Here is a 21513-nt window from a genome sequence, read left to right as displayed (position 1 = left end):
CGCCATACGAGAAGGCCGCCTTGCGGCGGCCTGTATTGGCAGATCTTGTTGTTCTCGGGGGTGAATCCTGTCAGTTGGTATACACCGGCCCCACGCCGAGGCCCCAGACGATCACGGTGAACGCCATGATGGCCACCAGCACCACCAGACCTACCGCGAGCACTGAGCTGGAAAACAGAAAGCCTTCGTCCGACGGAATGTTCATGAACGTCGGCAGCCCCACGTACAGCAGATACACCGTGTAGCAGATGGCCGCCGTGCCGACGATCATCCCCAGCCACATGTGCGGATACAGCGCTGCCAGCCCGCCGACGAACAACGGTGTCGCGGTGTAGGTGGCGAATGCCACGCAACGGGCCAGGCTCGGGTTGGCGTCATAGGTTCGGGCCATCCAGTGCACGAAGGCGCCCATCACCGCGACCCCGCCGAGCATCGCCAGGTACGACATTACGGTCATCCAGATCGCGCTTTCCACGGTGAGCATCACCGGCGCGCGGTTGCCGATCACCCAGCCCACCTGGGTGGTGCCGATGAACGCCGAAACGGCCGGAATCGCCGCCAGAATCAGCGTGTGCGTCAGGTACATGTGGCTGATGCTTTCCTCTTGGTCGCCACGGATTTCCTTCCATTCCTGATCGGGGTGGGTAAACAGTCCCACTACGTGATGGATCATGCCAGTCACTCCTCTTGTTATTGCCATCGCCCCCCAACGGAGCGCCTACGGGCCAAGGTGGCCGAGCAAATTCAGGTCTTCAGATGTGTGCGACCTTATGTCGCAGTATAGAAAGGACTTAACCGCACAGGGACTAGGGGCTTAGAGCAAATCGCGCTGTAAACACGGGGCGTAATCGCCTTGGGGTCTTGGACGTCAGAGGTTCCCGTGGCGAGGCAGCTTGCTCCCGCTCGGCTGCGCAGCAGTCGCCAATGCTTTCGGTGTTTCAGGAAAATAGCGGCTGCAGGTTTGGGGGCGCTTCGCAGCCCAGCGGGAGCAAGCTCCCTCGCCACAGGGGATCGGTTGAAAGGGGCAGACCCACGGCCCTTCGCCCCCGGCGGGTTTTTTGCGTAAAATGCCGGCCTTTCGTCACACCTCACGGATTTCGCGTCATGGGCACTCTTACGGTCAACCAGAACAAACTGCAAAAGCGCCTGCGCCGCCTGGCCGGCGAAGCGGTCGCCGATTTCAACATGATCGAAGACGGCGACAAGGTCATGGTCTGCCTGTCCGGGGGCAAGGACAGCTACACCATGCTCGACGTGCTGATGCACCTGCAGAAGGTTGCACCGATCAAGTTCGAGATCGTCGCCGTGAACATGGACCAGAAGCAGCCGGGCTTCCCCGAGCACGTGCTGCCGGCCTACCTGAAAGAGCTGGGCGTCGAGTACCACATCGTCGAGAAGGACACCTACTCGGTGGTCAAGGAGCTGGTGCCGGAAGGCAAGACCACCTGCTCGCTGTGCTCGCGCTTGCGTCGCGGCACGCTGTACACCTTCGCCGACGAAATCGGCGCGACCAAGATGGCCCTCGGTCACCACCGTGACGACATCGTCGAGACTTTTTTCCTCAACATGTTCTTCAACGGCACCCTCAAGGCTATGCCGCCGAAGCTGCGCGCCGATGACGGCCGCAACGTGGTGATCCGCCCGTTGGCCTACTGCAACGAGAAGGACATCCAGGCTTACTCGGACTTCAAGGAATTCCCGATCATCCCGTGCAACCTCTGCGGTTCGCAGGAAAACCTGCAGCGTCAGGTGGTCAAGGAAATGCTCCAGGACTGGGAGCGCAAGACACCGGGTCGAACCGAAAGCATCTTCCGCAGTCTGCAGAACGTGGTGCCGTCGCAACTGGCCGACCGCAACCTGTTCGACTTCACCAGCCTGAAGATCGACGAGACGGCGGCTTCGCGGTTCGTCAACGTGGTCAACCTTTAATCACCACCTGTAGGAGTGAGCCTGCTCGCGATTGCGGTGTGTCTGTCAGCATCATCGTTGGATGACACACCGCAATCGCGAGCAGGCTCACTCCTACAATAGTTTTTTCGTTTCAATTCCCGGGAGAGGGCATGCGCGATTACAAGTGGCTGCACGAATACTGTCTGAACCGCTTCGGTTCGGCGGCTGAACTGGAAGCCCATCTGCCCGTTCCCAAGACCCCGGCGCAATTGCGCAAGATCAGCGACGATCGCTACCTCTCGACCATGGCCCTGCGCGTGTTCCGCGCCGGGCTCAAGCACAGCCTGGTGGACGCCAAGTGGCCGGCCTTCGAAGAGGTGTTCTTCAAGTTCGACCCGGAAAAAGTCGTGCTGATGAGCGCCGAACACCTCGAACGCCTGATGCAGGACGCGCGGATTATCCGCCACCTGGGCAAGCTCAAGAGCGTGCCGCGCAATGCGCAGTTCATCCTTGATGTCGAGAAGGAGAAGGGCAGTTTCGGCGCGCTGATCGCCGACTGGCCGGTGACCGATATCGTCGGTCTGTGGACTTACCTGAAAAAGCACGGCAGTCAGTTGGGCGGGCTGTCGGCGCCGCGCTTCCTGCGCATGGTCGGCAAGGACACCTTCGTGCCGAGCTATGACGTGGTCGCGGCGCTGAATGCGCAGAAGATTGTCGACAAGGCGCCGACCAGCCTGCGCGATCTGGCGAGTGTGCAGGATGCGTTCAACCAGTGGCATGAACAGAGCGGCGGGCGGCCGATGAGCCAGATTTCGATGATGCTCGCGTACACCGTCAACCATTGAACAGCTAAAAGATCGCAGCCTGCGGCAGCTCCTGCATTTGGAATGCGTTTCCCTGTAGGAGCTGCCGCAGGCTGCGATCTTTTTCGATCATGCGACGGAAATCTCGCCCTCGCCAGCCAGCTTGCGATTCAACTGATACCGCCAGCGCACATACAGCAGCGCCGAGCAGAACAGCGCCAGGCTGACGACCATCTCCAGCACACCAAACAGCTGCCGGTTCGGGTCATAGGCCGCCAGTGCGCCTTTGATGAAGTACAGATTCACCACAAAGCACATCCACGAATGCCCGCGGGCGCTGCCCATGATCATCGCCGGTGCGAGGACGATCCACGGTATCAGCTCGACCAGCAGAATCACCCACGGCCGCGCGCCGTGCAGGTCGGCGAACACCAGGTAGTAAGCGGCGAGCAGCCCGGCGAGGCCGAAGAAGCACAGCAGGCTGATGACCCGCATCGCCTTGACGCGCGGTTCGAGCCACTCGATCGAGGGCAGGACTTTCGGCTTCTTCGCCACCCTCAGCCCTCCAGCTTTTGCGCAGTCTTGGCCAGACGCAGGCCGAGGGCGCGACACAGCGCCATTTCGTGCTGATCGAGGCCTTTTTTGCCGTCCGCGCCGGCGTGGTGGCTGGCGCCATACGGTGTGCCGCCGCCCTGGGTTTCCAGCAGCGCCGACTCGCTGTACGGCAGGCCGGTGATCAGCATGCCGTGGTGCAACAGTGGCAGCATCATCGACAGCAGAGTGGTTTCCTGGCCGCCGTGCAGGCTGGCGGTTGAGGTGAACACGCCGGCCGGTTTGCCGACCAGCGCGCCGGTCAGCCACAGGTTGCTGGTGCCGTCGAGGAAGTATTTGAGCGGCGCGGCCATGTTGCCGAAGCGGGTCGGGCTGCCGAGGGCCAGGCCGGCACAGTTCTTCAGGTCATCGAGGGTCGCGTAGAGTGCGCCTTCATCGGGAATGCCCGGGGCCACGGCTTCGCACTCGGTGGATATCGCCGGCACGGTGCGCAGACGCGCTTCGAGGCCGGCCTGTTCGACACCGCGGGCAATTTGCCGGGCCATCTCGTTGGTCGAGCCGTTGCGGCTGTAATACAGCACCAGAATGTACGGCGCGCTCACGGCAGCAACTCCAGGATCTGCTCCGGCGGACGACCGATCACGGCCTTGTCGCCGACTTCAAGAATCGGCCGTTCCATCAGTTTCGGGTGCTCGGCGATGGCGGCGATCAGTTGCGCTTCGCTGAGGCTCGTGTCAGCCAGCTGAAGCATTTTGTATTCATCTTCTCCGGTGCGCAGCAGTTGCCGCGCGCTGATCTGCAGCTTGCCAAGCAAGGCCTTGATCTGCGCGGCGTCCAGCGGCGTTTCCAGGTAACGCACCACGTTCGGGGTCAGGCCACGGGCCTCAAGAAGTTCCAGTGCGCCGCGGGATTTCGAGCAGCGCGGATTGTGATAAAGCGTCAGATCGGTCATGGCGGGTCGCTTCTGGCGTAAAGTGGCGGCTATTCTAACTGTGCAGCGCGCAATCCAGAACCTTCAGAGGCGATGGGTCGCAGGCGCATTCAATTTTTGACCAGGGAACATGACATGACACGGCGATTGGCAGCGGCATTGACGATAATCGGGGCGTTGATGCTGGGGGGCTGCGGGAACGACTACGGCATTGACCAGAACGGTCAGAAAGTCGCGTCCGAGCGTCTGGACAAACAATGGGTGGTGCTCAATTACTGGGCCGAATGGTGCGGCCCGTGCCGCACGGAAATTCCGGAACTCAATCATCTGGCGGACGAGTTGAAAGGCAAGAACATCGGCGTGTTCGGGGTCAACTTCGACAACGTACAGGGCGAGGATCTCAAGTCTGCCAGCGAGAAGCTGGGCATCAAGTTCACCGTGCTGGCGCAGGATCCGGCGGACCTGTTCGACCTGCCGCGCAGTGAGGCGTTGCCGGTGACCTACATCATCGACAACAAGGGCAAGGTGCGCGAACAGTTGATGGGCGAGCAGACGGCGGCGGGGGTGATGGCCAAGCTGGAGGCGTTGCAGGCTACAAAGTGAGTTGAATGGGCTTTTGTGGCGAGGGAGCTTGCTCCCGCTGGGCCGCGAAGCGGCCCCAAACCCTGCTGACTCGTGTCTTCGGCAACGCGCGGTTAACGGTTTTGCGACTGCTGCGCAGCCGAGCGGGAGCAAGCTCCCTCGCCACAGTCAACTCAGTGTGCGTCGAGGGGGCTTAACCCTCTTCCAGCCACCAGCGCAGCGGCTTGCCTTCAGCCGGCCAGAAGCGCATCTGCTCGATCGGCGAGATGTCCCAGCGTTCGACGCCTTGCAGCGCCTGCAGGAAGCGTTGTTCCTGCTCCATCAGCGCCGGTGCGCAGAGTTTGCGGGTCTTGCCGATCGGGCCGAAGCTCAGCTTGTCGCCGTCGAGGGTGTACGGCGCGAACCAGTGGTTGCAGCCGCCATTGCCGTAAGCACGACCATCGTCGCCGAGGGTCACGGTCAGGTGGCTGTAATCCATCAACGGCCGCTCGCCGATCCACTCCAGAATGTAGCTGCGGTTTTGCTGCAATTGCACAGGCTCTGCAGCACAGCCCACCAGAGCGGCACCGACCAGCAGGGGCAGGGCAAGGCGTTTCATCACGCAGGCTCCTGGCATTTCGGGCACAGGTGCTTGTCACCGACGGCTTTCCAGCCCAGCTCGGCGATGCGCGCGGTGGCGGCCGGTTTCTCGGCAGGCTTGCCCAGCTTGGCGTCCACCGCGAATTCGAAGTTCAGCTCTTTGGCACAGCTGTCGCAGTTGACCTGCCAGGTGTGGATCGCCAGTTCGCCGAATACCGGGCCGGTGGTCATCGCGGTCCATTGGCCCGGCGGATTGATCAGGTGGCGCACCGTGTCGACGGTCAGGCGCATGGACAAGTCCTTGCTGCCTTTGAGGGTGACCAACAGGACGTCACCGTTGCGGATCGAGCCACCATTGCCGGTGACCTGATAGCGGCCCGGTACAAGGGCGCGGCAATCGGTGAGGGTGTGTTGCGGGTTCATCAGGGTGTAGCGGAAATCGTGTTCTACCATGGGTCCTCCAAATATGCGCGACATGCTAGCACGGGCTTGATTGCAGGATGGCGTACGCGTGCGACCTTCGATCCGGTTCAAATCGGCCGGCGCTCATGGCAAACTGCCGCCCTTCACTCTGAGGGAACGGAACATGGCGCTGATTGAATGTTATGAATGCAAGCGGAGCATCAGCTCGGAAGTAAAGGCGTGCATTCATTGTGGTGCTCCGATGGCGCAGCAGCACGAGCACAGCCCGGCGCAAGCAGCGACCACGATTTCATTTGGCAGCCTGCCACGTAACAAATCCGTGCCCGAGGCTTTTGTCCTGCCACCGGCGCCTGAGCCGGCGCCGAAAGTTTTACCGGCCGCAGTCGGTCGCCGTCGTCGGCAATCCGCGCCAGTCCCTCAAGTCCAGCCCAACGCCGACGGCTCGCGTCCGGTGGAAGGCTGGTTGAAGATCATGGTGTTCCTGTTGCCGATGGTGTTTGTCTGGTTCCTGCTGCGTAACGGCCACTCGATGAAGCAACGCTTTTTCGGCTTTGGCTGGCTGGCGCTGCTGATCCTGGCCTCTTCGCTTTCGCCGAAATAATTCGACAAACCTTCAACCTTCGACCTGGTTCTGCGGCGCACCTGCAGCCCAGGTCGCGATGTTGTGCAAGGTGGTCGCGGCAATCGCGCCCAGGGCCTCATGGGTCAGAAACGCCTGATGCGCGGTGATGATCACGTTGGGGAAGGTCAGCAAGCGCGCCAGCACGTCGTCCTGCAGCGGCAGGTCGGAGCGATCCTCGAAAAACAGCTGCGCCTCTTCTTCATAGACATCCAGTCCCAGATAGCCGAGTTGACCGTCCTTCAAGGCGTCGATCAGTGCTGGCGTGTCCACCAGGCCGCCGCGTCCGGTGTTGATCAGCATCGCCCCCGGTTGCAGATGCGCCAGTGAATGACGGTTGATCAAATGTTTGCTCTGCGCGTTGAGCGGGCAGTGCAGGCTGATGATTCGCGACTGCGCGAGCAGCTCCGGCAGGCTCAGATAACGTGCGCCCAACGCCACCACCTCGGGGTTGGGAAACGGATCGTAGGCCAGCAATTCACAACCGAAACCGTGCATGATTTTCGCGAACGTGGCGCCAATCTGTCCGGTGCCGACGATCCCGACGGTCTTGCCCACCAGATCGAAACCGGTCAGGCCGTGCAGGCTGAAATCCCCTTCGCGGGTGCGGTTGTAGGCGCGGTGCAGGCGTCGGTTCAGGGCGAGGATCAGCGCCACCGCATGTTCGGCCACGGCATGCGGCGAGTAGGCCGGAACCCGCACTACGGCCAGCCCCAGGCGTTTCGCTGCAACCAGGTCGACGTGGTTGTAACCCGCCGAGCGCAGAGCGATCAGCCGCGTACCGCCGGCGGCGAGACGCTCCAGCACCGGCGCACTGAGGTCATCATTGATGAACGCGCAGACCATTTCGTGCTGCTCGGCCAGGGCCGCGGTGTCGAGACTGAGCCGGGCCGGCTGAAAGTGCAGCTCGATAGCGGCCGGGCAGTCAGCGGCGAGGAAACTGTCGCGGTCGTAGGTCTGGCTGCTGAAAACGATCGTGCGCATGCATTCCTCCTGGAGCGGGATGGCGAGTCAGTGTTGATCCGCCCTCACTTTAGCGTGAGATCGCTTCGCCGACATTGCCGTGGATCAGGCGCTGATCCTGGCCTGTGCCGCGAGGCGATTGATCGCGCGCTCCAGCTCTTCGAGCGCCGCCACCGCTTTCGGGTCGCCCTGTTTGAGCAGGGTTTCACTGCGCTGACAGGCCGCGCGCAGTTGCGGTACGCCGCAATACCGCGTGGCACCGTGCAGGCGATGCACACGCTCGATCAGCGCGTTCTGGTCACGGGCTTCGCTGGCTGCGCGAATGGCTTCGCGGTCGGCTTCCAGCGAAGCGAGCAGCATCGCCAGCATGTCTGCTGCGAGGTCGGCCTTGCCGGCGGCCAGGCGCAGGCCTTCTTCGTGGTCGAGCACCGGCAGTTCATGGCTGCCCGCCGCGCTGTCGATGGTCCGTTCCGGTCCTTGATTGCGCAAGGCCAGACCGGTCCACTTCAACACCACTTGCGCCAGTTGCCGCTCGCTGATCGGTTTGGTCAGGTAGTCGTCCATGCCACTTTGCAGCAACGCGCGTTTCTCGTTGGCCATGGCGTGGGCGGTGAGGGCGACGATGGGCAGCGGCGTGCAATGCCGTTCGCTTTCCCACTGGCGGATGGTTTCCGTGGTCTGGCGTCCGTCCATGCCCGGCATCTGCACGTCCATCAGCACCAGATCGAAGGATTCGCTCTGCACCGCTTTGACCGCCGCATAGCCGCTTTCCACGGCCAGGACCTTGGCGCCCATGTCTTCGAGCAGTGTCTGCACCAGCAACAGGTTGGCCGGGTTGTCGTCGACACACAGCACTTTCGGCGCGCGGCTCGATAGCGGTTCGCCCGGTTCGTTGCGTGGCTGGCGCGGGTTGGCCAGGTCCGCCAGGGCCCGGCGCAGTTTGCGCGTGCACGCCGGTTTCGCCTGCAGCTGACTGTGCGGGTTGGGCACCGACAGATGGAACAGTGTCTGTTCGGTGGTCGGGCACAGCACCAGGACTTTGCAGCCCAGGTGTTCGAGGTCCCAGATGTGCTGGTTCAGGCGCTCCGGAAGCATGTCGTTGCTGGTGATGCCGAGCACGGCGAGGTCGATTGCCTGATCGGTCTGATGTGCGCCGGTGACGCCGTTGGTCAGGCTTTCCAGGGTGTTGAAGGGCGTGACATCGAGGCCACAGTCTTCCAGTTGATGCTGTAGCGCCTGACGCGCCAGTTCGTGACTTTCCAGCACCGCGACCCGGCGCCCGAGCAGCGGCGGGCCCGGCAGGTCTTCGGTGTCGTCGCGGGTTTTCGGCAGGCTCAGGCTGATCCAGAATTCCGAACCTTCGCCCGGGGTGCTGTCGACGCCGATTTCGCCGCCCATCTGTTCGATCAGCCGCTTGGAAATCACCAGCCCCAGACCGGTGCCGCCGGGTTGGCGCGACAACGAATTGTCGGCCTGACTGAAGGCCTGGAACAGCGCGCGCACATCCTGACTCGACAGGCCGATGCCGGTGTCCTGAATGCTGATACGCAGTTGCACGCTGTCTTCGTGCTCTTCTTCGAGCATGGCGCGGGCAACGATGGTGCCTTCGCGGGTGAACTTGATCGCGTTGCTGACCAGGTTGGTGAGAATCTGCTTCAGGCGCAGCGGATCGCCGACCAGCGACAGCGGCGTGTCGCGGTACACCAGACTCACCAGCTCCAATTGTTTGGCGTGGGCGGCTGGCGCCAGAATCGTCAGGGTGTCCTGCAACAGGTCGCGCAGGTTGAACGGAATATGGTCGAGCACCAGTTTGCCGGCCTCGATCTTCGAGAAGTCGAGGATCTCGTTGATGATCCCCAGCAGGCTGTCGGCGGACTTTTCGATGGTGCCCAGATAGTCGAGCTGGCGCGGGGTCAGTTCGCTTTTCTGCAGCAGGTGCGTGAAACCGAGAATGCCGTTGAGCGGGGTGCGGATCTCGTGGCTCATGTTGGCGAGGAATTCGGATTTGATCCGGCTCGCTTCCAGCGCCTCTTTGCGCGCAAGGTCCAGTTCGATGTTCTGGATCTCGATGGTTTCCAGGTTCTGCCGGACGTCTTCGGTGGCCTGATCGACGCTGTGCTGCAGTTCTTCGCGGGCGTTCTGCAGGGTCCCGGCCATGCGGTTGATACCCGAAGCCAACTCGTCCAGCTCCTGGCTGCCGAGCGGTGGCAGGCGGGTTTCCAGATGACCGTCCTTGAGCTGGGCGACCGCGTGTTTGATCTGGCTCAGCGGGCGGTTGATCGTGCGGCCCATGCGCAATGCGAGCAGGGCGGCACCGGCAAGGCCTGCGGCAATCAACAGCAGGCTGGCAAACAGGCTGCGATAGCCGCGCAGCAGCATGCCATTGTGCGACAGCTCCAGTTCGACCCAGCCGAGCAGGCGCTCGGATTCTTGCGGGATGACGTCGCCGGCCAGATTGCGATGCTTGCCGAACACCGGCATCAGGTAGCGGGTGGCGTCATTGCCGCTGCGCCGTTGCAACAGCGCGCTGTCGCCACTGGGGGCCTGATTGAGCATGGTCGGGCCGGCGTGCGCCAGCGGTGTGCGGTCAGGGGCGAGGAAGGTGACGGCGCGCACGTCAGGCTGTTCAAGGGACTGGGTGGCGATGCGTTCCAGCAGATCGGTATTGCCGTGGCCCATGGCGGGCGCCACCAGCGGTGCCAGCTGTTCGGCGATCATTTCGCCGCGTTGCATCAATTGGGTCTGCAGGTCGGACTGTTGCATCCAGGTGAAGTAGCCCCCGAGCACCAACGCCATGAGGCTGGTCGGCAACAGGGTCAGCAACAATACGCGACCTTTGATTCCCAGTTTCTTGAGCACACCCATCTCCTGCATCCCGCTGAACTGTTGACTCGCACGTGCGTCCGGCACGCGGCATTGGCGCAGTGTAGCGATTTGCAGGCAGGCAATCTTCGGAAAAATCATCTCGGCATCGGTCGGCAGGGTCCGGCTCGTTTGTCCCGCCAGTCAACCTTGGGTTGCCCGATGGCGGGCAATCTTGAATAATCGCTCAACTGAGAATTATTTGCAGATACTCATGACTTCTGTTTCCGCCTCTCCGCCACGCATTCTTGCTATCGAGGACGACCCGGTCCTGGGTGCCTACCTTCACGAACATCTGGGCCGTAGCGGCTTTGCGGTGACCTGGTGCCAGAACGGCCAGGACGGTCTGAACATCGCTCGCCACCAGCCGTTCGACGTGGTGCTGATGGACATTCTGTTGCCCGGGCTCGATGGCCTGAAGGTGCTGACGCAATTGCGCCAGAGCCATTCGACGCCGGTGCTGCTGATGTCGGCCCTGGGCGCCGAGGCCGATCGCATCAGCGGTTTCCGCCTGGGGGCCGACGATTACCTGCCCAAGCCGTTCAGCATGGCCGAGCTGCATGTGCGGATCGAGGCGATCCTGCGTCGCGTGGCGCTGGATCGACGTCCGCCAGCGATTGCGCTGCCCAGCCTCAGTGGCGGGCTGCATTTTGACGATGCGCAGTGCGACGTCTTTTATAACCAACAGGCCGCCGACCTGACCCGCAGCGAATACCGTCTGCTGGAAACGCTCAATCGCCACGACGAGGAAGTGCTGAGCAAGGCTTTCCTCTATCAGCACGTTCTGCAACGCGGCTATGCGCCCCACGACCGCAGCCTCGACATGCACATCAGCCAGATCCGCCGCAAACTCAAGGCCATCGGTTACGCCGAGCGGGAAGTGCGCACGGTGTGGGGCAAGGGTTATGTGCTGAGTGCACCCGATGAAACTCTCTGACCTGCCCGGGCGGCACTCGCTGTTCTGGAAGCTGGCGTGTCTGCTGGTGGCGTTCTGTCTGCTGATGATCTGGCTGAGCTGGTCGTGGGGGCGTTACATGGAGGAGCGCAACCAGTTCCTCTCCGACGAGGCGCGCGGCACCCTCAGCCGTTATGCCGCCGAAGCCGAACGGGCGTGGCAGCGCGGCGAGCGTGACGGGATCGATAATTGGTTGCAGAGCATGGAATTGCGCGAGGCGGGCTGGGTCGGGGTGATCGACCGCAATCTGCAATCGTTGAGCAGCGATCCGTTGAGTGAGCAGGAAATCCAGCACCTGACCTTTTTGCGCGGCCTCGATTGGCCGATTCACAAGAAAAGCCGGCCGTGGCTGCGCGTGCCGTTTCCCCGGGACCCGTCCGCCGGCAGTCTGGTGATCGAGCTGCCCGAGCGTTTCCTGCCGGGGAAATACCGGGTGTTCTGGCGAGTGATCACCAATGGCGTGATTCCGGGGCTGTTCACCTTGTTGCTGTGCGTCGGCCTGTACCGCTTGCTGGTGGTGCCGCTGAACAACTTGCGCGAGCAGGCTAACGCTTGGCGCGCCGATCAATTGAATGTGCGCCTGTCGAGCGGGATCACCCAGCGCCCGGATGAACTCGGCGAACTGGCCCGGGCCTTCGACTCGATGTCCGAACGCCTGCAATCCAGCGTCGCCTTGCAACAGCAGTTGCTGCGCGACCTGTCCCATGAACTGCGCACGCCGCTGAGCCGGCTGCGCGTGGCCAGTGAAAGCGAGCAGGATCTGCGGCAACTGCGCGAGCGCATCGGCCGTGAAGTCGATGGCATGCAGCGCCTGGTCGAAGACACCCTGCAACTGGCCTGGCTCGACACCGAGCGTGCACCGCTGCCGGACGAGGCGATCCAGATTCAGGCGCTGTGGGAAATGCTCACCGACAACGCCTGTTATGAAAGCGGCTGGCCGAGCCTGCAATTGCAGTGCGCGCTGCCGGCGTCGTGCTGGGTGCGCGGCCACCTCAATACCCTGGCGCAGGCGCTGGAGAACATTCTGCGCAACGCCATTCGTCATTCGCCCGAGGGCGGCATCGTGCGCCTCGATGGACGGCGTGATGGCGATCACTGGCATTTGTGGCTGGAAGATCAGGGCGGTGGCGTGGCCGAGGGCGATCTGCAACGGATCTTCTCGCCATTCACCCGCCTCGACGGCTCGCGCCCGGGGGATGGCGGGTTCGGGTTGGGCTTGAGCATTGCGAGGAATGCGGTGCAACGCCAGGGCGGGATATTGTGGGCGGAGAATGCCGGGGCCGGGTTGCGGTTGAATTTGCGACTGCTTGCTGATGACAGCGCTGTCAGTCCCGACACCATCGCTGGCAAGCCAGCTCCCACCGTGAATGTGTTTCACCAGCAGATTATGTGAGCAGACAAGACAGTGTCAGCACTGCTGACAAAATTGATGCAGCAACACTGATCAATGGGGGAGCTGGCTTGCCAGCGATGAGGCCAGTCGCATCGCCTCAACTCAAAAGTCTCACCGCTGGCAAGACTTTTACTGCTTATTCCCAGAAACCATAAGCACCGCACTTTGCGTGATATGGCCCGCGCAGGTTTGCCGGTATGATAGTCGCCCCCGCACGTCTGGATTGCGAATACGCCATGACCCTGCAGTACCCAACCATCGCCGATTGCGTCGGCAACACTCCGCTGGTGCGTTTGCAGCGCCTGCCCGGTGCCACCAGCAACACCCTATTGCTCAAGCTCGAAGGGAACAACCCGGCGGGTTCGGTCAAGGACCGTCCGGCGCTGTCGATGATCACCCGTGCCGAACTGCGCGGGCAGATCCACGCCGGCGATACGCTGATCGAAGCGACTTCGGGCAACACCGGCATCGCCCTGGCCATGGCCGCCGCGATCAAGGGTTACAAGATGATCCTGATCATGCCGGACAACTCCAGCGCCGAGCGCAAGGCGGCGATGACCGCGTACGGTGCCGAGCTGATTCTGGTCAGCCAGGAAGAGGGCATGGAAGGCGCTCGCGATCTCGCTCAGCGGATGGAAGCCGAAGGCCGTGGCAAGGTGCTCGATCAGTTCGCCAACGGCGACAATCCTGAGGCGCACTACACCACCACCGGCCCGGAAATCTGGCGCCAGACCCAGGGCACCATCACCCATTTCGTCAGCTCCATGGGCACCACCGGCACCATCATGGGCGTGTCGCGCTACTTGAAAGAGCAAAGCGCCAGCGTGCAGATCGTCGGTCTGCAACCGATGGAAGGCTCGGCCATTCCCGGTATCCGTCGCTGGCCGCAGGAATACCTGCCGAAGATCTACCAGGCCGACCGCGTCGACCGCATTGTCGACATGGCGCAAAGCGAAGCCGAGGACGTCACCCGTCGTCTGGCCCGCGAAGAAGGCATCTTCTGTGGCGTGTCCTCGGGCGGTGCGGTGGCAGCGATGCTGCGCCTGTCCAAAGAAGTTGAAAACGCGGTGATCGTCGCGATCATCTGTGACCGTGGCGACCGTTACCTGTCGACCGGCATTTTCGACGCGGCCAACTGATGGCCAAGCACGAGAGAGGCTTGCGCTTCCAGCCCACCGGCGGTAGCAAGGCCGCGCAAATTCCGACCGGCAAGAAGCAGCGCCTGAACATCGAGCGCCTGGCCAATGACGGTCGCGGTATCGCGTTTTTTGAAGGCCGCACCTGGTTCGTCCTCGGCGCCCTGGCGGGTGAAGAGGTTGAGGCGCGGGTGCTCGGCGCCCACGGCAAAGTGGTCGAGGCGCGCACCGAGCGCGTGTTCAAGGCCAGCGACGTGCGCCGTCCGGCCGCCTGTCCACACGCCGGCCGTTGCGGCGGTTGCAGCGTGCAACATTTGCCCCACGCCGAACAGCTTGCCCTGAAACAGCGCATGCTCGCCGAGCAGTTGTCGAAGGTCGCCGGCGTCGCGCCTGAAGAGTGGGCCGCACCATTGAGCGGTCCGGAGTTCGGCTATCGCCGTCGCGCGCGGATCGCCGTGCGCTGGGACATGAAGGCGAAGAAACTCGAAGTCGGTTTTCGTGCCGCCGGCAGCCAGGACATTGTCGCGATCAGCGAATGCCCGGTGCTGGTACAGCCCTTGCAACCGATCATGACCCGTTTGCCGGAGATGCTCCGTCGCCTGAGCAAACCGCAAGCGCTGGGCCATGTCGAGTTGTTCAGCGGTTCATCGCTGGCCGTGCTGTTGCGGCACATGGCGCCGTTGTCCGAAGCGGACCTGACGATTCTCAAGGACTTCTGCCAGTTCCATGAAGCGCAACTTTGGCTGCATGGCGAAGGCGAACCGCAACCGGTGGATGCCACCCAGTCGCTGGGCTATCGCCTGGAACAGTGGGACCTGGACCTGGCCTGGCGGCCGGGGGATTTCATTCAGGTCAACGCCGGGGTCAACGAGGCGATGGTGGCGCAGGCGCTGGACTGGCTGAAACCGCGCGCCGACGAGCGCGTGCTGGACCTGTTCTGCGGCTTGGGCAACTTCGCCTTGCCGCTGGCCAAACGTGTGCGTGAAGTGGTGGCAGTGGAGGGCGTGCAGACCATGGTCGACCGTGCCGCCGCGAACGCCGCTAGTAACAATTTGCATAACACAAAGTTTTTTCAAGCCGATTTATCCCAGCCTTTGACCGATGCCCAGTGGATCGCAAACGGCTTTTCTGCGGTACTCTTGGACCCACCGCGTGACGGTGCTTTCGAGGTGGTGCGCAAGCTCGCGACCCTGGGTGCCGAGCGGTTGGTGTATGTGTCGTGCAACCCTGCAACTCTGGCGCGCGATACGGTCGAATTGATCAAGCAGGGCTACCGGTTAAAACGTGCCGGGATTCTCGATATGTTTCCTCAGACGGCGCATGTCGAGGCCATGGCGTTATTTGAAGCGAGCCAGGACGGCTCGTCTGAATCCGCCTGATCTGTCCGCGCAGCGCTCGCTTTAGCCCCGCGAGCGCAAACGGGCAATAAGGATCAGCGATTTGACGCATTGAATCTGCGTCGTAGGGAAGGTAAAGCAAGATGGTACAGGTGAGAGCACACCAGCCGATCAACACTGACGGCAGTATCAATCTCGAGGCTTGGCTCGATCACGCGGTCAGTGTCGACATGGCGCTGGATCGCGAAGCCTTGAAAGAAGCCTGCGAGTTCGCTCGCGAGGCCGAACAACAGTCCAATGCCAAGAAGAACCTGTGGGCCGAAGGCACCGGCAGTTTCAGTACAGGCCTGGAAATCGCCGAGATTCTCGCTGACCTCAAGCTCGATCAGGATTCGCTGGTCGCTGCGGTCCTTTATCGCGGCGTACGCGAGGGCCAGATCGAACTCGCGGCAGTCGGCCAGCGCTTCGGTCCGGTGGTGGCCAAGCTGATCGACGGCGTGCAGCGCATGGCGGCGATCAGTGCCAGCCTCAGCCCGCGCCAGTCGATGGTGATGGGCACCCAGGGCCAGGTGGAAAACCTGCGCAAGATGCTGGTGGCGATGGTCGACGACGTGCGCGTCGCACTGATCAAACTCGCCGAGCGCACCTGTGCGATCCGCGCGGTGAAAACCGCCGACGACGAGAAGCGCAACCGGGTCGCCCGGGAAGTCTTCGACATCTATGCGCCGCTCGCGCATCGCCTGGGCATCGGTCATATCAAATGGGAACTGGAGGACTTGTCCTTCCGTTACCTGGAGCCCGATCAATACAAACAGATCGCCAAGTTGCTCCACGAGCGGCGGCTGGACCGTGAGCGTTTCATCAGCGACGTGATGACCCAGCTCAAGGACGAATTGCAGGCCACCGGCGTCGATGCCGACATCAGCGGCCGGGCCAAACACATCTATTCGATCTGGCGCAAAATGCAGCGCAAGGGTCTGGAATTCAGCCAGATCTACGACGTGCGCGCCGTGCGCGTGCTGGTGCCGGAAATGCGCGATTGCTACACCGCGCTCGGCATCGTCCACACCCTGTGGCGGCACATTCCGAAAGAATTCGACGACTACATCGCCAACCCGAAAGAGAACGGCTACCGCTCGCTGCACACTGCCGTGATCGGTCCTGAGGGCAAGGTGCTTGAGGTCCAGATCCGTACGCATTCGATGCACGAAGAGGCCGAGCTCGGTGTCTGCGCGCACTGGCGCTACAAGGGCACCGATGTCAAATCCGGTTCCAACCACTACGAAGAGAAAATCTCCTGGCTGCGGCAGGTTCTCGAGTGGCACGAAGAACTGGGCGACATCGGTGGTCTGGCCGAACAGCTGCGGGTCGATATCGAACCGGACCGGGTCTACATCTTCACCCCCGACGGCCACGCCATCGACTTGCCCAAGGGCGCGACGCCGCTGGACTTCGCCTACCGCGTGCACACCGAAATCGGTCACAACTGCCGTGGCGCGAAGATCAACGGCCGCATCGTACCGCTCAACTACAGCCTGCAGACCGGTGAACAGGTCGAGATCATCACCAGCAAACACGGCACCCCGAGCCGCGACTGGCTGAACCCGAACCTGGGCTACGTCACCACCTCGCGGGCGCGGGCGAAGATCGTTCACTGGTTCAAGCTGCAGGCTCGTGACCAGAACGTGGCGGCCGGTAAAACCCTGATCGAACGCGAACTCAATCGCCTTGGTCTGCCGGCGGTGGATTTCGACAAGCTGGCCGAAAAGGCCAACATGAAAACCGCCGAAGACATGTTCGCCGCCCTCGGTGCCGGCGACCTGCGTCTGGCGCAACTGGTCAACCTGGCGCAGCAACTGGTCGAGCCGGAACGCGGCAACGAACAGCTGGAGCTGATCCCGCGCAAGGCCACCGGTTACAAGCCGGGCAAGCGTGGCGACATTCAGATCCAGGGCGTCGGCAACCTGATGACGCAGATGGCCGGCTGCTGCCAGCCGCTGCCGGGTGATGCGATTGTCGGTTACATCACCCAGGGGCGCGGTGTGAGCATTCACCGTCAGGACTGCGCCTCGGTGCTGCAACTCGGTGGTCGCGAGCCAGAGCGGATCATCCAGGTCAGCTGGGGCCCGGTGCCGGTGCTCACCTATCCGGTGGACATCGTCATCCGCGCCTACGACCGTTCCGGTCTGCTGCGTGACGTGTCGCAGGTGCTGCTCAACGAGCGCATCAACGTGCTGGCGGTCAACACCCGCTCGAACAAGGAGGACAACACCGCGCTGATGTCCCTGACCATCGAGATCCCCGGGCTGGATGCGCTGGGACGCTTGCTGGGGCGGATTTCGCAGTTGCCGAACATCATCGAGACGCGGCGTAACCGTACCCCATAACGCGGTCCCCTGTAGGAGCTGCCGCAGGCTGCGATCTTTTGACTTTGTTTTTAAGATCAAAAGATCGCAGCCTGCGGCAGCTCCTACACGGTTGAGTGAGATTTTGTATGTACAGCCTTGAAGACTTGCTCCACCTGATGAGCCGTCTGCGCGACCCGCAGTACGGTTGCCCGTGGGACATCAAGCAAACCTACGCGACCATCGTCCCGCATACCCTCGAGGAAGCCTACGAAGTGGCCGACGCCATCGAGCGCGGCGACTTCGATCACTTGCAGGGCGAGTTGGGCGATCTGCTGTTTCAGGTCGTCTATTACAGTCAGTTGGCCCGGGAAGAAGGGCGCTTTGAATTTGCCGGCGTGATCGACAGCATCACCCGCAAGCTGATCCGCCGTCATCCGCACGTGTTCCCCAGCGGGGATCTGTATGCGCCGCTGGACGCGCCGCGTTTGAGCGAAGAACAGGTCAAGCAGCGCTGGGAGGAGATCAAGGCTGAAGAGCGCGCGGAGAAGTCCGCCGCGCCGCAGCAACTGTCACTGCTCGATGATGTGCCAGCCACGCTGCCGGCGCTGTCGCGTTCGGCCAAGTTGCAAAAGCGCGCCGGGCAAGTCGGTTTCGACTGGCCGGATGCACTGCCGGTGCTGGACAAGGTGCGTGAAGAGCTCGATGAAGTGCTCGAAGCCATGTCCGAAAACGATCCGCAAGCGGTGGCCGACGAGATCGGCGATTTGCTGTTTTCCGTAGTCAACCTGGCCCGGCATCTGAAGGTCGATCCGGAAACCGCGCTGCGCGGCGCCAACGCCAAGTTTGAAAGACGTTTCCGTTTTATCGAACAGGCATTGCGCGACACCCGTCGTCCCATGGAAGATTGCACCCTCGAAGAGTTGGACGCCCTGTGGGGTGAAGCCAAACGCCAGGAAAAGAATGTGCCCAGCTGCGGCTGAGCCGTTGCCCAAGTGAGTAAGCATTAATGAGCCTTTCCCTTCGCGACCAGTTGCTCAAAGCAGGCCTGGTCAACCAAAAGCAGGCCAAGCAGGTCAGCAAAGACAAGCAGAAGCAACAGCGTCTGGCCCACAAGGGGCAGGCCGAGCTGGATGATTCGCAGCAGCGTGCGGCGCAGGAAGCCATGGCCGAGAAGGTCAAGCGCGATCAGGAGCTGAACCGTCAGCAGCAAGAGAAAGCCGAGGCCAAGGCCCGTGCCGCGCAGGTCAAGCAGTTGATTGAAGTCTCGCGTCTGCCGAAGCTGACCACCGAGGACTACTACAACTTCGTCGACGACAAAAAGGTCAAGCGCATCTCGGTCAACACGCTGATGCGCAACAAGCTCAGCAGCGGTTCGCTGGCCATCGTGCACCATGCCGGCGGCTATGAAGTGATCCCCCGTGAAGCGGCCCTGAAGATCCAGGAGCGCGACCCGCAACGCATCGTGCAGCTCAATGTGCAGACCGAAGAGGTCAACGCCGAGGACGATCCGTACGCGGCCTATCAGATCCCTGATGACCTGATGTGGTAAACCGATAAAGCTGTAACAACGACACATTGTGGCGAGGGAGCTTGCTCCCGCTGGACTGCGTAACGGGCCCTGCTCTTGAGTTAAAGAACAGGGCCGCTTTGCGCCCCAGCGGGAGCAAGCTCCCTCGCCACAAGTTCAATATTCGCTAAGCGGATTTCAGATCCCGTTGCTGTTCCTGCAGTTCGAGTTCGGCCTTGTAGTTGTGGGCATCGATCTCGTTGTGGAACATGCCGACCAGCAAGTCTTGTTGATGCACATCCCAGATCCGTACACCGGCGGCTACGCCTTCATGGGACATGTGTGAATCGTCGCGTTCAGTTACTTTTACAGTCATCTGCTAGCTCCAAATCTCAAGTTATCTGCAGCAAGGCGTGTGCAGGACTCTTTTATATGATTTGTTAGCTTGCTAAGTAAACGCTTGATTCGTGCAAGGTGTTGTTGCGGTTTTTGCAACAGTGCTGCAGCCCGCTAAATCCGCGACATTCGGTCGCAGGGCGGGAAGTTGCATGACAGAAGTTTCATTTTCAGGGCGCCTCGAAACCCTTGTAGGAGTGAGCCTGCTCGCGATAGCAGAGTGTCAGTCACTGGTGATGGCAACTGGAAAACCGCTATCGCGAGCAGGGCTCACTCCTACAGGGATCCGAGGTTTCAAACCGGCCAAAAAAAAACGCCCCGAACCAGTCGGGGCGTTTTCATGTGGAGCTCAGCAGCGGGGAATTACTTGCCTTCCCAGCGCTTCAGTACCAGCGTGGCGTTGGTGCCGCCGAAGCCGAAGCTGTTGCTCATCACGGTGTTGATGGTGGCGTTCTCGCGGGTCTTGGTCAGCACCGGCAGATCGGCCACTTCAGGGTCCAGCTCGTCGATGTTGGCGGAACCGGCAATGAAGTTGCCTTCCATCATCAGCATGCAGTAGATCGCTTCGTGAACGCCGGCGGCGCCCAGGGAGTGACCAGACAGGCTCTTGGTCGAGCTGATCGCTGGTGCCTTGTCGCCGAACACTTCACGCACACCTTTCATTTCCGCAACGTCGCCGACCGGAGTCGAGGTGCCGTGGGTGTTCAGGTAGTCGATCGGGGTGTCGACAGTGGACATTGCCATTTGCATGCAACGGATCGCGCCTTCGCCGCTTGGGGCAACCATGTCGTAGCCGTCGGACGTTGCGCCGTAGCCAACGATTTCGGCGTAGATCTTGGCGCCACGGGCCAGCGCATGTTCCAGCTCTTCAACCACGACCATGCCGCCACCGCCAGCGATGACGAAACCGTCACGGTCGGCATCGTAGGCGCGGGAGGCTTGTTCCGGGGTGTCGTTACGCTTGCTGGACAGGGCGCCCATCGCGTCGAACAGGAACGACTGGCTCCAGTGTTCTTCTTCACCGCCACCGGCGAAGACGATGTCCTGTTTGCCCATCTGGATCTGTTCCATGGCGGTACCGATGCAGTGAGCACTGGTGGCGCAGGCAGAAGCGATGGAGTAGTTCAGGCCCTTGATCTTGAACGGCGTGGCCAGGCACGCGGAAACGGTGCTGCTCATGGTCCGCGTGACGCGGTATGGGCCGACGCGCTTCACGCCTTTCTCGCGCAGGATGTCCAGCGCTTCCATCTGGTTCAGGGTCGACGCGCCGCCCGAGCCGGCGATCAGGCCGGTACGCGGGTTGGACACTTGCTCTTCGGTCAGGCCGGAGTCAGTGATCGCGTCTTTCATGGCCAGGTAGGCGTAAGCCGCTGCGTGGCCGACGAAACGATAGATCTTGCGATCGATCAGTTCTTCAAGGTTGAGGTCGATGGAGCCGGAAACCTGGCTACGCAGACCCATTTCAGCATATTCCGGGTTGAACCGGATGCCAGGGCGGCTTGCACGCAGGTTAGCGGAGACGGTCTCTTTGTCATTGCCCAGGCACGAAACAATGCCCAGACCAGTGATAACGACGCGGCGCATGCGAATAACCCTTAGAAGTTGTCAGTGGAGGTGAACACGCCGACGCGAAGGCCTTCGGCGGTGTAGATTTCGCGACCGTCGACAGTCACCGAACCATCGGCGATGGCCAGGTTCAGCTTGCCCTTGAGGACGCGTTTGATATGAATGTTGTAGGTGACTTTCTTGGCGGTCGGCAGGACCTGGCCGAAGAATTTCACTTCGCCCGAACCCAGCGCACGGCCGCGGCCCGGCAGGCCTTGCCAGCCCAGGAAGAAGCCGACCAGTTGCCACATGGCGTCCAGACCCAGGCAGCCCGGCATCACCGGATCGCCTTCGAAGTGGCACGCGAAGAACCACAGGTCAGGGTTGATATCCAGCTCGGCGACCAATTCACCTTTGCCGTACTTGCCGCCTTCTTCGCTGATCAGGGTGATGCGATCCACCATCAGCATGTTCGGGGCGGGCAGTTGCGCGTTACCTGGGCCGAACAGCTCACCGCGACTGCAGCGCAGCAGATCTTCCCGAGTAAAGGCGTTTTGTTTGGTCATGCGAGCTCCTCAATAATCCCATGCGGCAGGTGGGGCAAATCTTCCCGGCCGATCGACGCGTTCATGCCTCGTACCGGCAGCCTACTCATAGACTATTGCGTTGTGGTGAAAGTCACAGCACCAAGG

General features: G+C 61.8%; 22 protein-coding genes. 11 read left to right on the top strand and 11 right to left on the bottom strand.

Annotation, left to right across the window (positions count from 1 at the left end; all coding sequences use genetic code 11):
- Positions 1–70 precede the first annotated feature (70 nt).
- Positions 71–673: a Yip1 family protein gene (locus J5M57_RS24595; protein ID WP_007917515.1), complete on the bottom strand. Its 603-nt coding sequence runs from the start codon at positions 671–673 to the stop codon at positions 71–73.
- A gap of 431 nt (positions 674–1104) precedes the next feature.
- Here J5M57_RS24595 and ttcA point away from each other — a divergent pair, with 431 nt between their 5' ends.
- Positions 1105–1929 carry a tRNA 2-thiocytidine(32) synthetase TtcA gene (gene ttcA, locus J5M57_RS24590; protein ID WP_003227187.1) on the top strand — a complete coding sequence of 275 codons (825 nt, stop codon included), beginning with the start codon at positions 1105–1107 and terminating at the stop codon, positions 1927–1929.
- Between the two features lie 131 nt (positions 1930–2060).
- Complete coding sequence (locus J5M57_RS24585; protein WP_169842133.1) at positions 2061–2735, top strand: DNA-3-methyladenine glycosylase I; 675 nt, start codon at positions 2061–2063, stop codon at positions 2733–2735.
- 87 nt (positions 2736–2822) lie between these two features.
- Here J5M57_RS24585 and J5M57_RS24580 read toward each other — a convergent pair whose 3' ends face one another.
- From J5M57_RS24580 to arsC, 3 genes are read right to left on the bottom strand one after another with little or no spacing between them, the layout of a single operon-like run.
- The gene (locus tag J5M57_RS24580) at positions 2823–3248 is read right to left on the bottom strand and encodes a DUF2069 domain-containing protein (RefSeq protein WP_169842132.1); all 426 of its coding nucleotides are present in this window, start codon (positions 3246–3248) and stop codon (positions 2823–2825) included.
- A gap of 2 nt (positions 3249–3250) precedes the next feature.
- Positions 3251–3847 carry an NAD(P)H:quinone oxidoreductase gene (wrbA, locus tag J5M57_RS24575; RefSeq protein WP_083368196.1) on the bottom strand — a complete coding sequence of 199 codons (597 nt, stop codon included), beginning with the start codon at positions 3845–3847 and terminating at the stop codon, positions 3251–3253.
- On the bottom strand, positions 3844–4197 hold the full coding sequence (arsC, locus tag J5M57_RS24570) for an arsenate reductase (glutaredoxin) (protein ID WP_064588744.1): 354 nt from the start codon (positions 4195–4197) through the stop codon (positions 3844–3846). The genes wrbA and arsC overlap by 4 nt, the downstream gene beginning before the upstream one ends.
- A 114-nt stretch (positions 4198–4311) precedes the next feature.
- On the opposite strand from arsC, the gene J5M57_RS24565 reads away from it, so the two are divergent.
- The gene (locus tag J5M57_RS24565) at positions 4312–4779 is read left to right on the top strand and encodes a TlpA disulfide reductase family protein (RefSeq protein ID WP_007968708.1); all 468 of its coding nucleotides are present in this window, start codon (positions 4312–4314) and stop codon (positions 4777–4779) included.
- A 172-nt stretch (positions 4780–4951) separates the two neighbouring features.
- Here the strand turns inward: J5M57_RS24565 and J5M57_RS24560 are convergent, their stop codons facing one another.
- Together J5M57_RS24560 and J5M57_RS24555 are read right to left on the bottom strand one after the other, a co-directional pair.
- A complete protein-coding gene (locus tag J5M57_RS24560; RefSeq protein WP_007968709.1) occupies positions 4952–5356 on the bottom strand; it encodes an META domain-containing protein in 405 nt (134 codons plus the stop codon).
- The gene (locus tag J5M57_RS24555; RefSeq protein WP_207848045.1) at positions 5356–5790 is read right to left on the bottom strand and encodes a hypothetical protein; all 435 of its coding nucleotides are present in this window, start codon (positions 5788–5790) and stop codon (positions 5356–5358) included. Before J5M57_RS24555 ends, J5M57_RS24560 begins: the two co-directional genes overlap by 1 nt.
- Before the next feature lie 133 nt (positions 5791–5923).
- Here J5M57_RS24555 and J5M57_RS24550 point away from each other — a divergent pair, with 133 nt between their 5' ends.
- Positions 5924–6361: a hypothetical protein gene (locus tag J5M57_RS24550; protein ID WP_083368198.1), complete on the top strand. Its 438-nt coding sequence runs from the start codon at positions 5924–5926 to the stop codon at positions 6359–6361.
- A gap of 12 nt (positions 6362–6373) precedes the next feature.
- Here the strand turns inward: J5M57_RS24550 and J5M57_RS24545 are convergent, their stop codons facing one another.
- Complete coding sequence (locus tag J5M57_RS24545; RefSeq protein ID WP_207848046.1) at positions 6374–7363, bottom strand: 2-hydroxyacid dehydrogenase; 990 nt, start codon at positions 7361–7363, stop codon at positions 6374–6376.
- Between the two features lie 84 nt (positions 7364–7447).
- The gene (locus J5M57_RS24540; RefSeq protein WP_169842430.1) at positions 7448–10201 is read right to left on the bottom strand and encodes a response regulator; all 2754 of its coding nucleotides are present in this window, start codon (positions 10199–10201) and stop codon (positions 7448–7450) included.
- Between the two features lie 217 nt (positions 10202–10418).
- Between J5M57_RS24540 and J5M57_RS24535 the strand changes: the two genes are divergently transcribed.
- The 7 genes from J5M57_RS24535 to J5M57_RS24505 all read left to right on the top strand — a co-directional run bounded on the left by J5M57_RS24535 (position 10419) and on the right by J5M57_RS24505 (position 18922).
- Complete coding sequence (locus tag J5M57_RS24535; RefSeq protein ID WP_083368200.1) at positions 10419–11141, top strand: response regulator transcription factor; 723 nt, start codon at positions 10419–10421, stop codon at positions 11139–11141.
- Positions 11128–12552 carry a sensor histidine kinase gene (locus J5M57_RS24530; RefSeq protein ID WP_207848047.1) on the top strand — a complete coding sequence of 475 codons (1425 nt, stop codon included), beginning with the start codon at positions 11128–11130 and terminating at the stop codon, positions 12550–12552. Before J5M57_RS24535 ends, J5M57_RS24530 begins: the two co-directional genes overlap by 14 nt.
- A 236-nt stretch (positions 12553–12788) precedes the next feature.
- Positions 12789–13691: a cysteine synthase CysM gene (gene cysM / locus J5M57_RS24525; RefSeq protein WP_064588738.1), complete on the top strand. Its 903-nt coding sequence runs from the start codon at positions 12789–12791 to the stop codon at positions 13689–13691.
- Positions 13691–15067: a 23S rRNA (uracil(1939)-C(5))-methyltransferase RlmD gene (gene rlmD, locus J5M57_RS24520; protein WP_064588737.1), complete on the top strand. Its 1377-nt coding sequence runs from the start codon at positions 13691–13693 to the stop codon at positions 15065–15067. Before cysM ends, rlmD begins: the two co-directional genes overlap by 1 nt.
- Before the next feature lie 101 nt (positions 15068–15168).
- Entirely contained in the window at positions 15169–17412 is a 2244-nt protein-coding gene (gene relA, locus J5M57_RS24515; protein WP_064588736.1) for a GTP diphosphokinase, read from the top strand.
- A 107-nt stretch (positions 17413–17519) separates the two neighbouring features.
- Positions 17520–18353, top strand: coding sequence for a nucleoside triphosphate pyrophosphohydrolase (gene mazG / locus J5M57_RS24510; RefSeq protein WP_207848048.1), 834 nt, complete (start codon positions 17520–17522; stop codon positions 18351–18353).
- A 26-nt stretch (positions 18354–18379) separates the two neighbouring features.
- Positions 18380–18922, top strand: coding sequence for a DUF2058 domain-containing protein (locus J5M57_RS24505; protein ID WP_007968960.1), 543 nt, complete (start codon positions 18380–18382; stop codon positions 18920–18922).
- 145 nt (positions 18923–19067) lie between these two features.
- Here the strand turns inward: J5M57_RS24505 and J5M57_RS24500 are convergent, their stop codons facing one another.
- From J5M57_RS24500 to fabA, 3 genes are all read right to left on the bottom strand, one after another.
- Positions 19068–19256, bottom strand: coding sequence for a hypothetical protein (locus J5M57_RS24500; RefSeq protein ID WP_003227153.1), 189 nt, complete (start codon positions 19254–19256; stop codon positions 19068–19070).
- A 383-nt stretch (positions 19257–19639) separates the two neighbouring features.
- Complete coding sequence (gene fabB, locus J5M57_RS24495; RefSeq protein WP_007968959.1) at positions 19640–20860, bottom strand: beta-ketoacyl-ACP synthase I; 1221 nt, start codon at positions 20858–20860, stop codon at positions 19640–19642.
- Positions 20861–20871: 11 nt separating this feature from the next.
- A complete protein-coding gene (gene fabA / locus J5M57_RS24490) occupies positions 20872–21387 on the bottom strand; it encodes a 3-hydroxyacyl-[acyl-carrier-protein] dehydratase FabA (protein ID WP_003227150.1) in 516 nt (171 codons plus the stop codon).
- Positions 21388–21513: the final 126 nt, after the last annotated feature.

Source organism: Pseudomonas sp. 86_A, assembly GCF_017491705.1.
GTDB lineage: Bacteria > Pseudomonadota > Gammaproteobacteria > Pseudomonadales > Pseudomonadaceae > Aquipseudomonas > Aquipseudomonas koreensis.
The sequence above is the reverse complement of the archived record's forward strand: the minus strand, read 5'-3'. Positions and strand labels throughout refer to the sequence as shown.

Bases quoted from the DNA above. Each gene is read 5' to 3' on its own strand.
- J5M57_RS24595 (WP_007917515.1), bottom strand. From the start codon at position 673: ATGATCCATCACGTAGTGGGACTGTTTACCCACCCCGATCAGGAATGG.
- ttcA (WP_003227187.1), top strand. From the start codon at position 1,105: ATGGGCACTCTTACGGTCAACCAGAACAAACTGCAAAAGCGCCTGCGC.
- J5M57_RS24585 (WP_169842133.1), top strand. From the start codon at position 2,061: ATGCGCGATTACAAGTGGCTGCACGAATACTGTCTGAACCGCTTCGGT.
- arsC (WP_064588744.1), bottom strand. From the start codon at position 4,197: ATGACCGATCTGACGCTTTATCACAATCCGCGCTGCTCGAAATCCCGC.
- J5M57_RS24565 (WP_007968708.1), top strand. From the start codon at position 4,312: ATGACACGGCGATTGGCAGCGGCATTGACGATAATCGGGGCGTTGATG.
- J5M57_RS24560 (WP_007968709.1), bottom strand. From the start codon at position 5,356: ATGAAACGCCTTGCCCTGCCCCTGCTGGTCGGTGCCGCTCTGGTGGGC.
- J5M57_RS24555 (WP_207848045.1), bottom strand. From the start codon at position 5,790: ATGGTAGAACACGATTTCCGCTACACCCTGATGAACCCGCAACACACC.
- J5M57_RS24550 (WP_083368198.1), top strand. From the start codon at position 5,924: ATGGCGCTGATTGAATGTTATGAATGCAAGCGGAGCATCAGCTCGGAA.
- J5M57_RS24545 (WP_207848046.1), bottom strand. From the start codon at position 7,363: ATGCGCACGATCGTTTTCAGCAGCCAGACCTACGACCGCGACAGTTTC.
- J5M57_RS24535 (WP_083368200.1), top strand. From the start codon at position 10,419: ATGACTTCTGTTTCCGCCTCTCCGCCACGCATTCTTGCTATCGAGGAC.
- J5M57_RS24530 (WP_207848047.1), top strand. From the start codon at position 11,128: ATGAAACTCTCTGACCTGCCCGGGCGGCACTCGCTGTTCTGGAAGCTG.
- cysM (WP_064588738.1), top strand. From the start codon at position 12,789: ATGACCCTGCAGTACCCAACCATCGCCGATTGCGTCGGCAACACTCCG.
- rlmD (WP_064588737.1), top strand. From the start codon at position 13,691: ATGGCCAAGCACGAGAGAGGCTTGCGCTTCCAGCCCACCGGCGGTAGC.
- relA (WP_064588736.1), top strand. From the start codon at position 15,169: ATGGTACAGGTGAGAGCACACCAGCCGATCAACACTGACGGCAGTATC.
- mazG (WP_207848048.1), top strand. From the start codon at position 17,520: ATGTACAGCCTTGAAGACTTGCTCCACCTGATGAGCCGTCTGCGCGAC.
- J5M57_RS24505 (WP_007968960.1), top strand. From the start codon at position 18,380: ATGAGCCTTTCCCTTCGCGACCAGTTGCTCAAAGCAGGCCTGGTCAAC.
- J5M57_RS24500 (WP_003227153.1), bottom strand. From the start codon at position 19,256: ATGACTGTAAAAGTAACTGAACGCGACGATTCACACATGTCCCATGAA.
- fabB (WP_007968959.1), bottom strand. From the start codon at position 20,860: ATGCGCCGCGTCGTTATCACTGGTCTGGGCATTGTTTCGTGCCTGGGC.
- fabA (WP_003227150.1), bottom strand. From the start codon at position 21,387: ATGACCAAACAAAACGCCTTTACTCGGGAAGATCTGCTGCGCTGCAGT.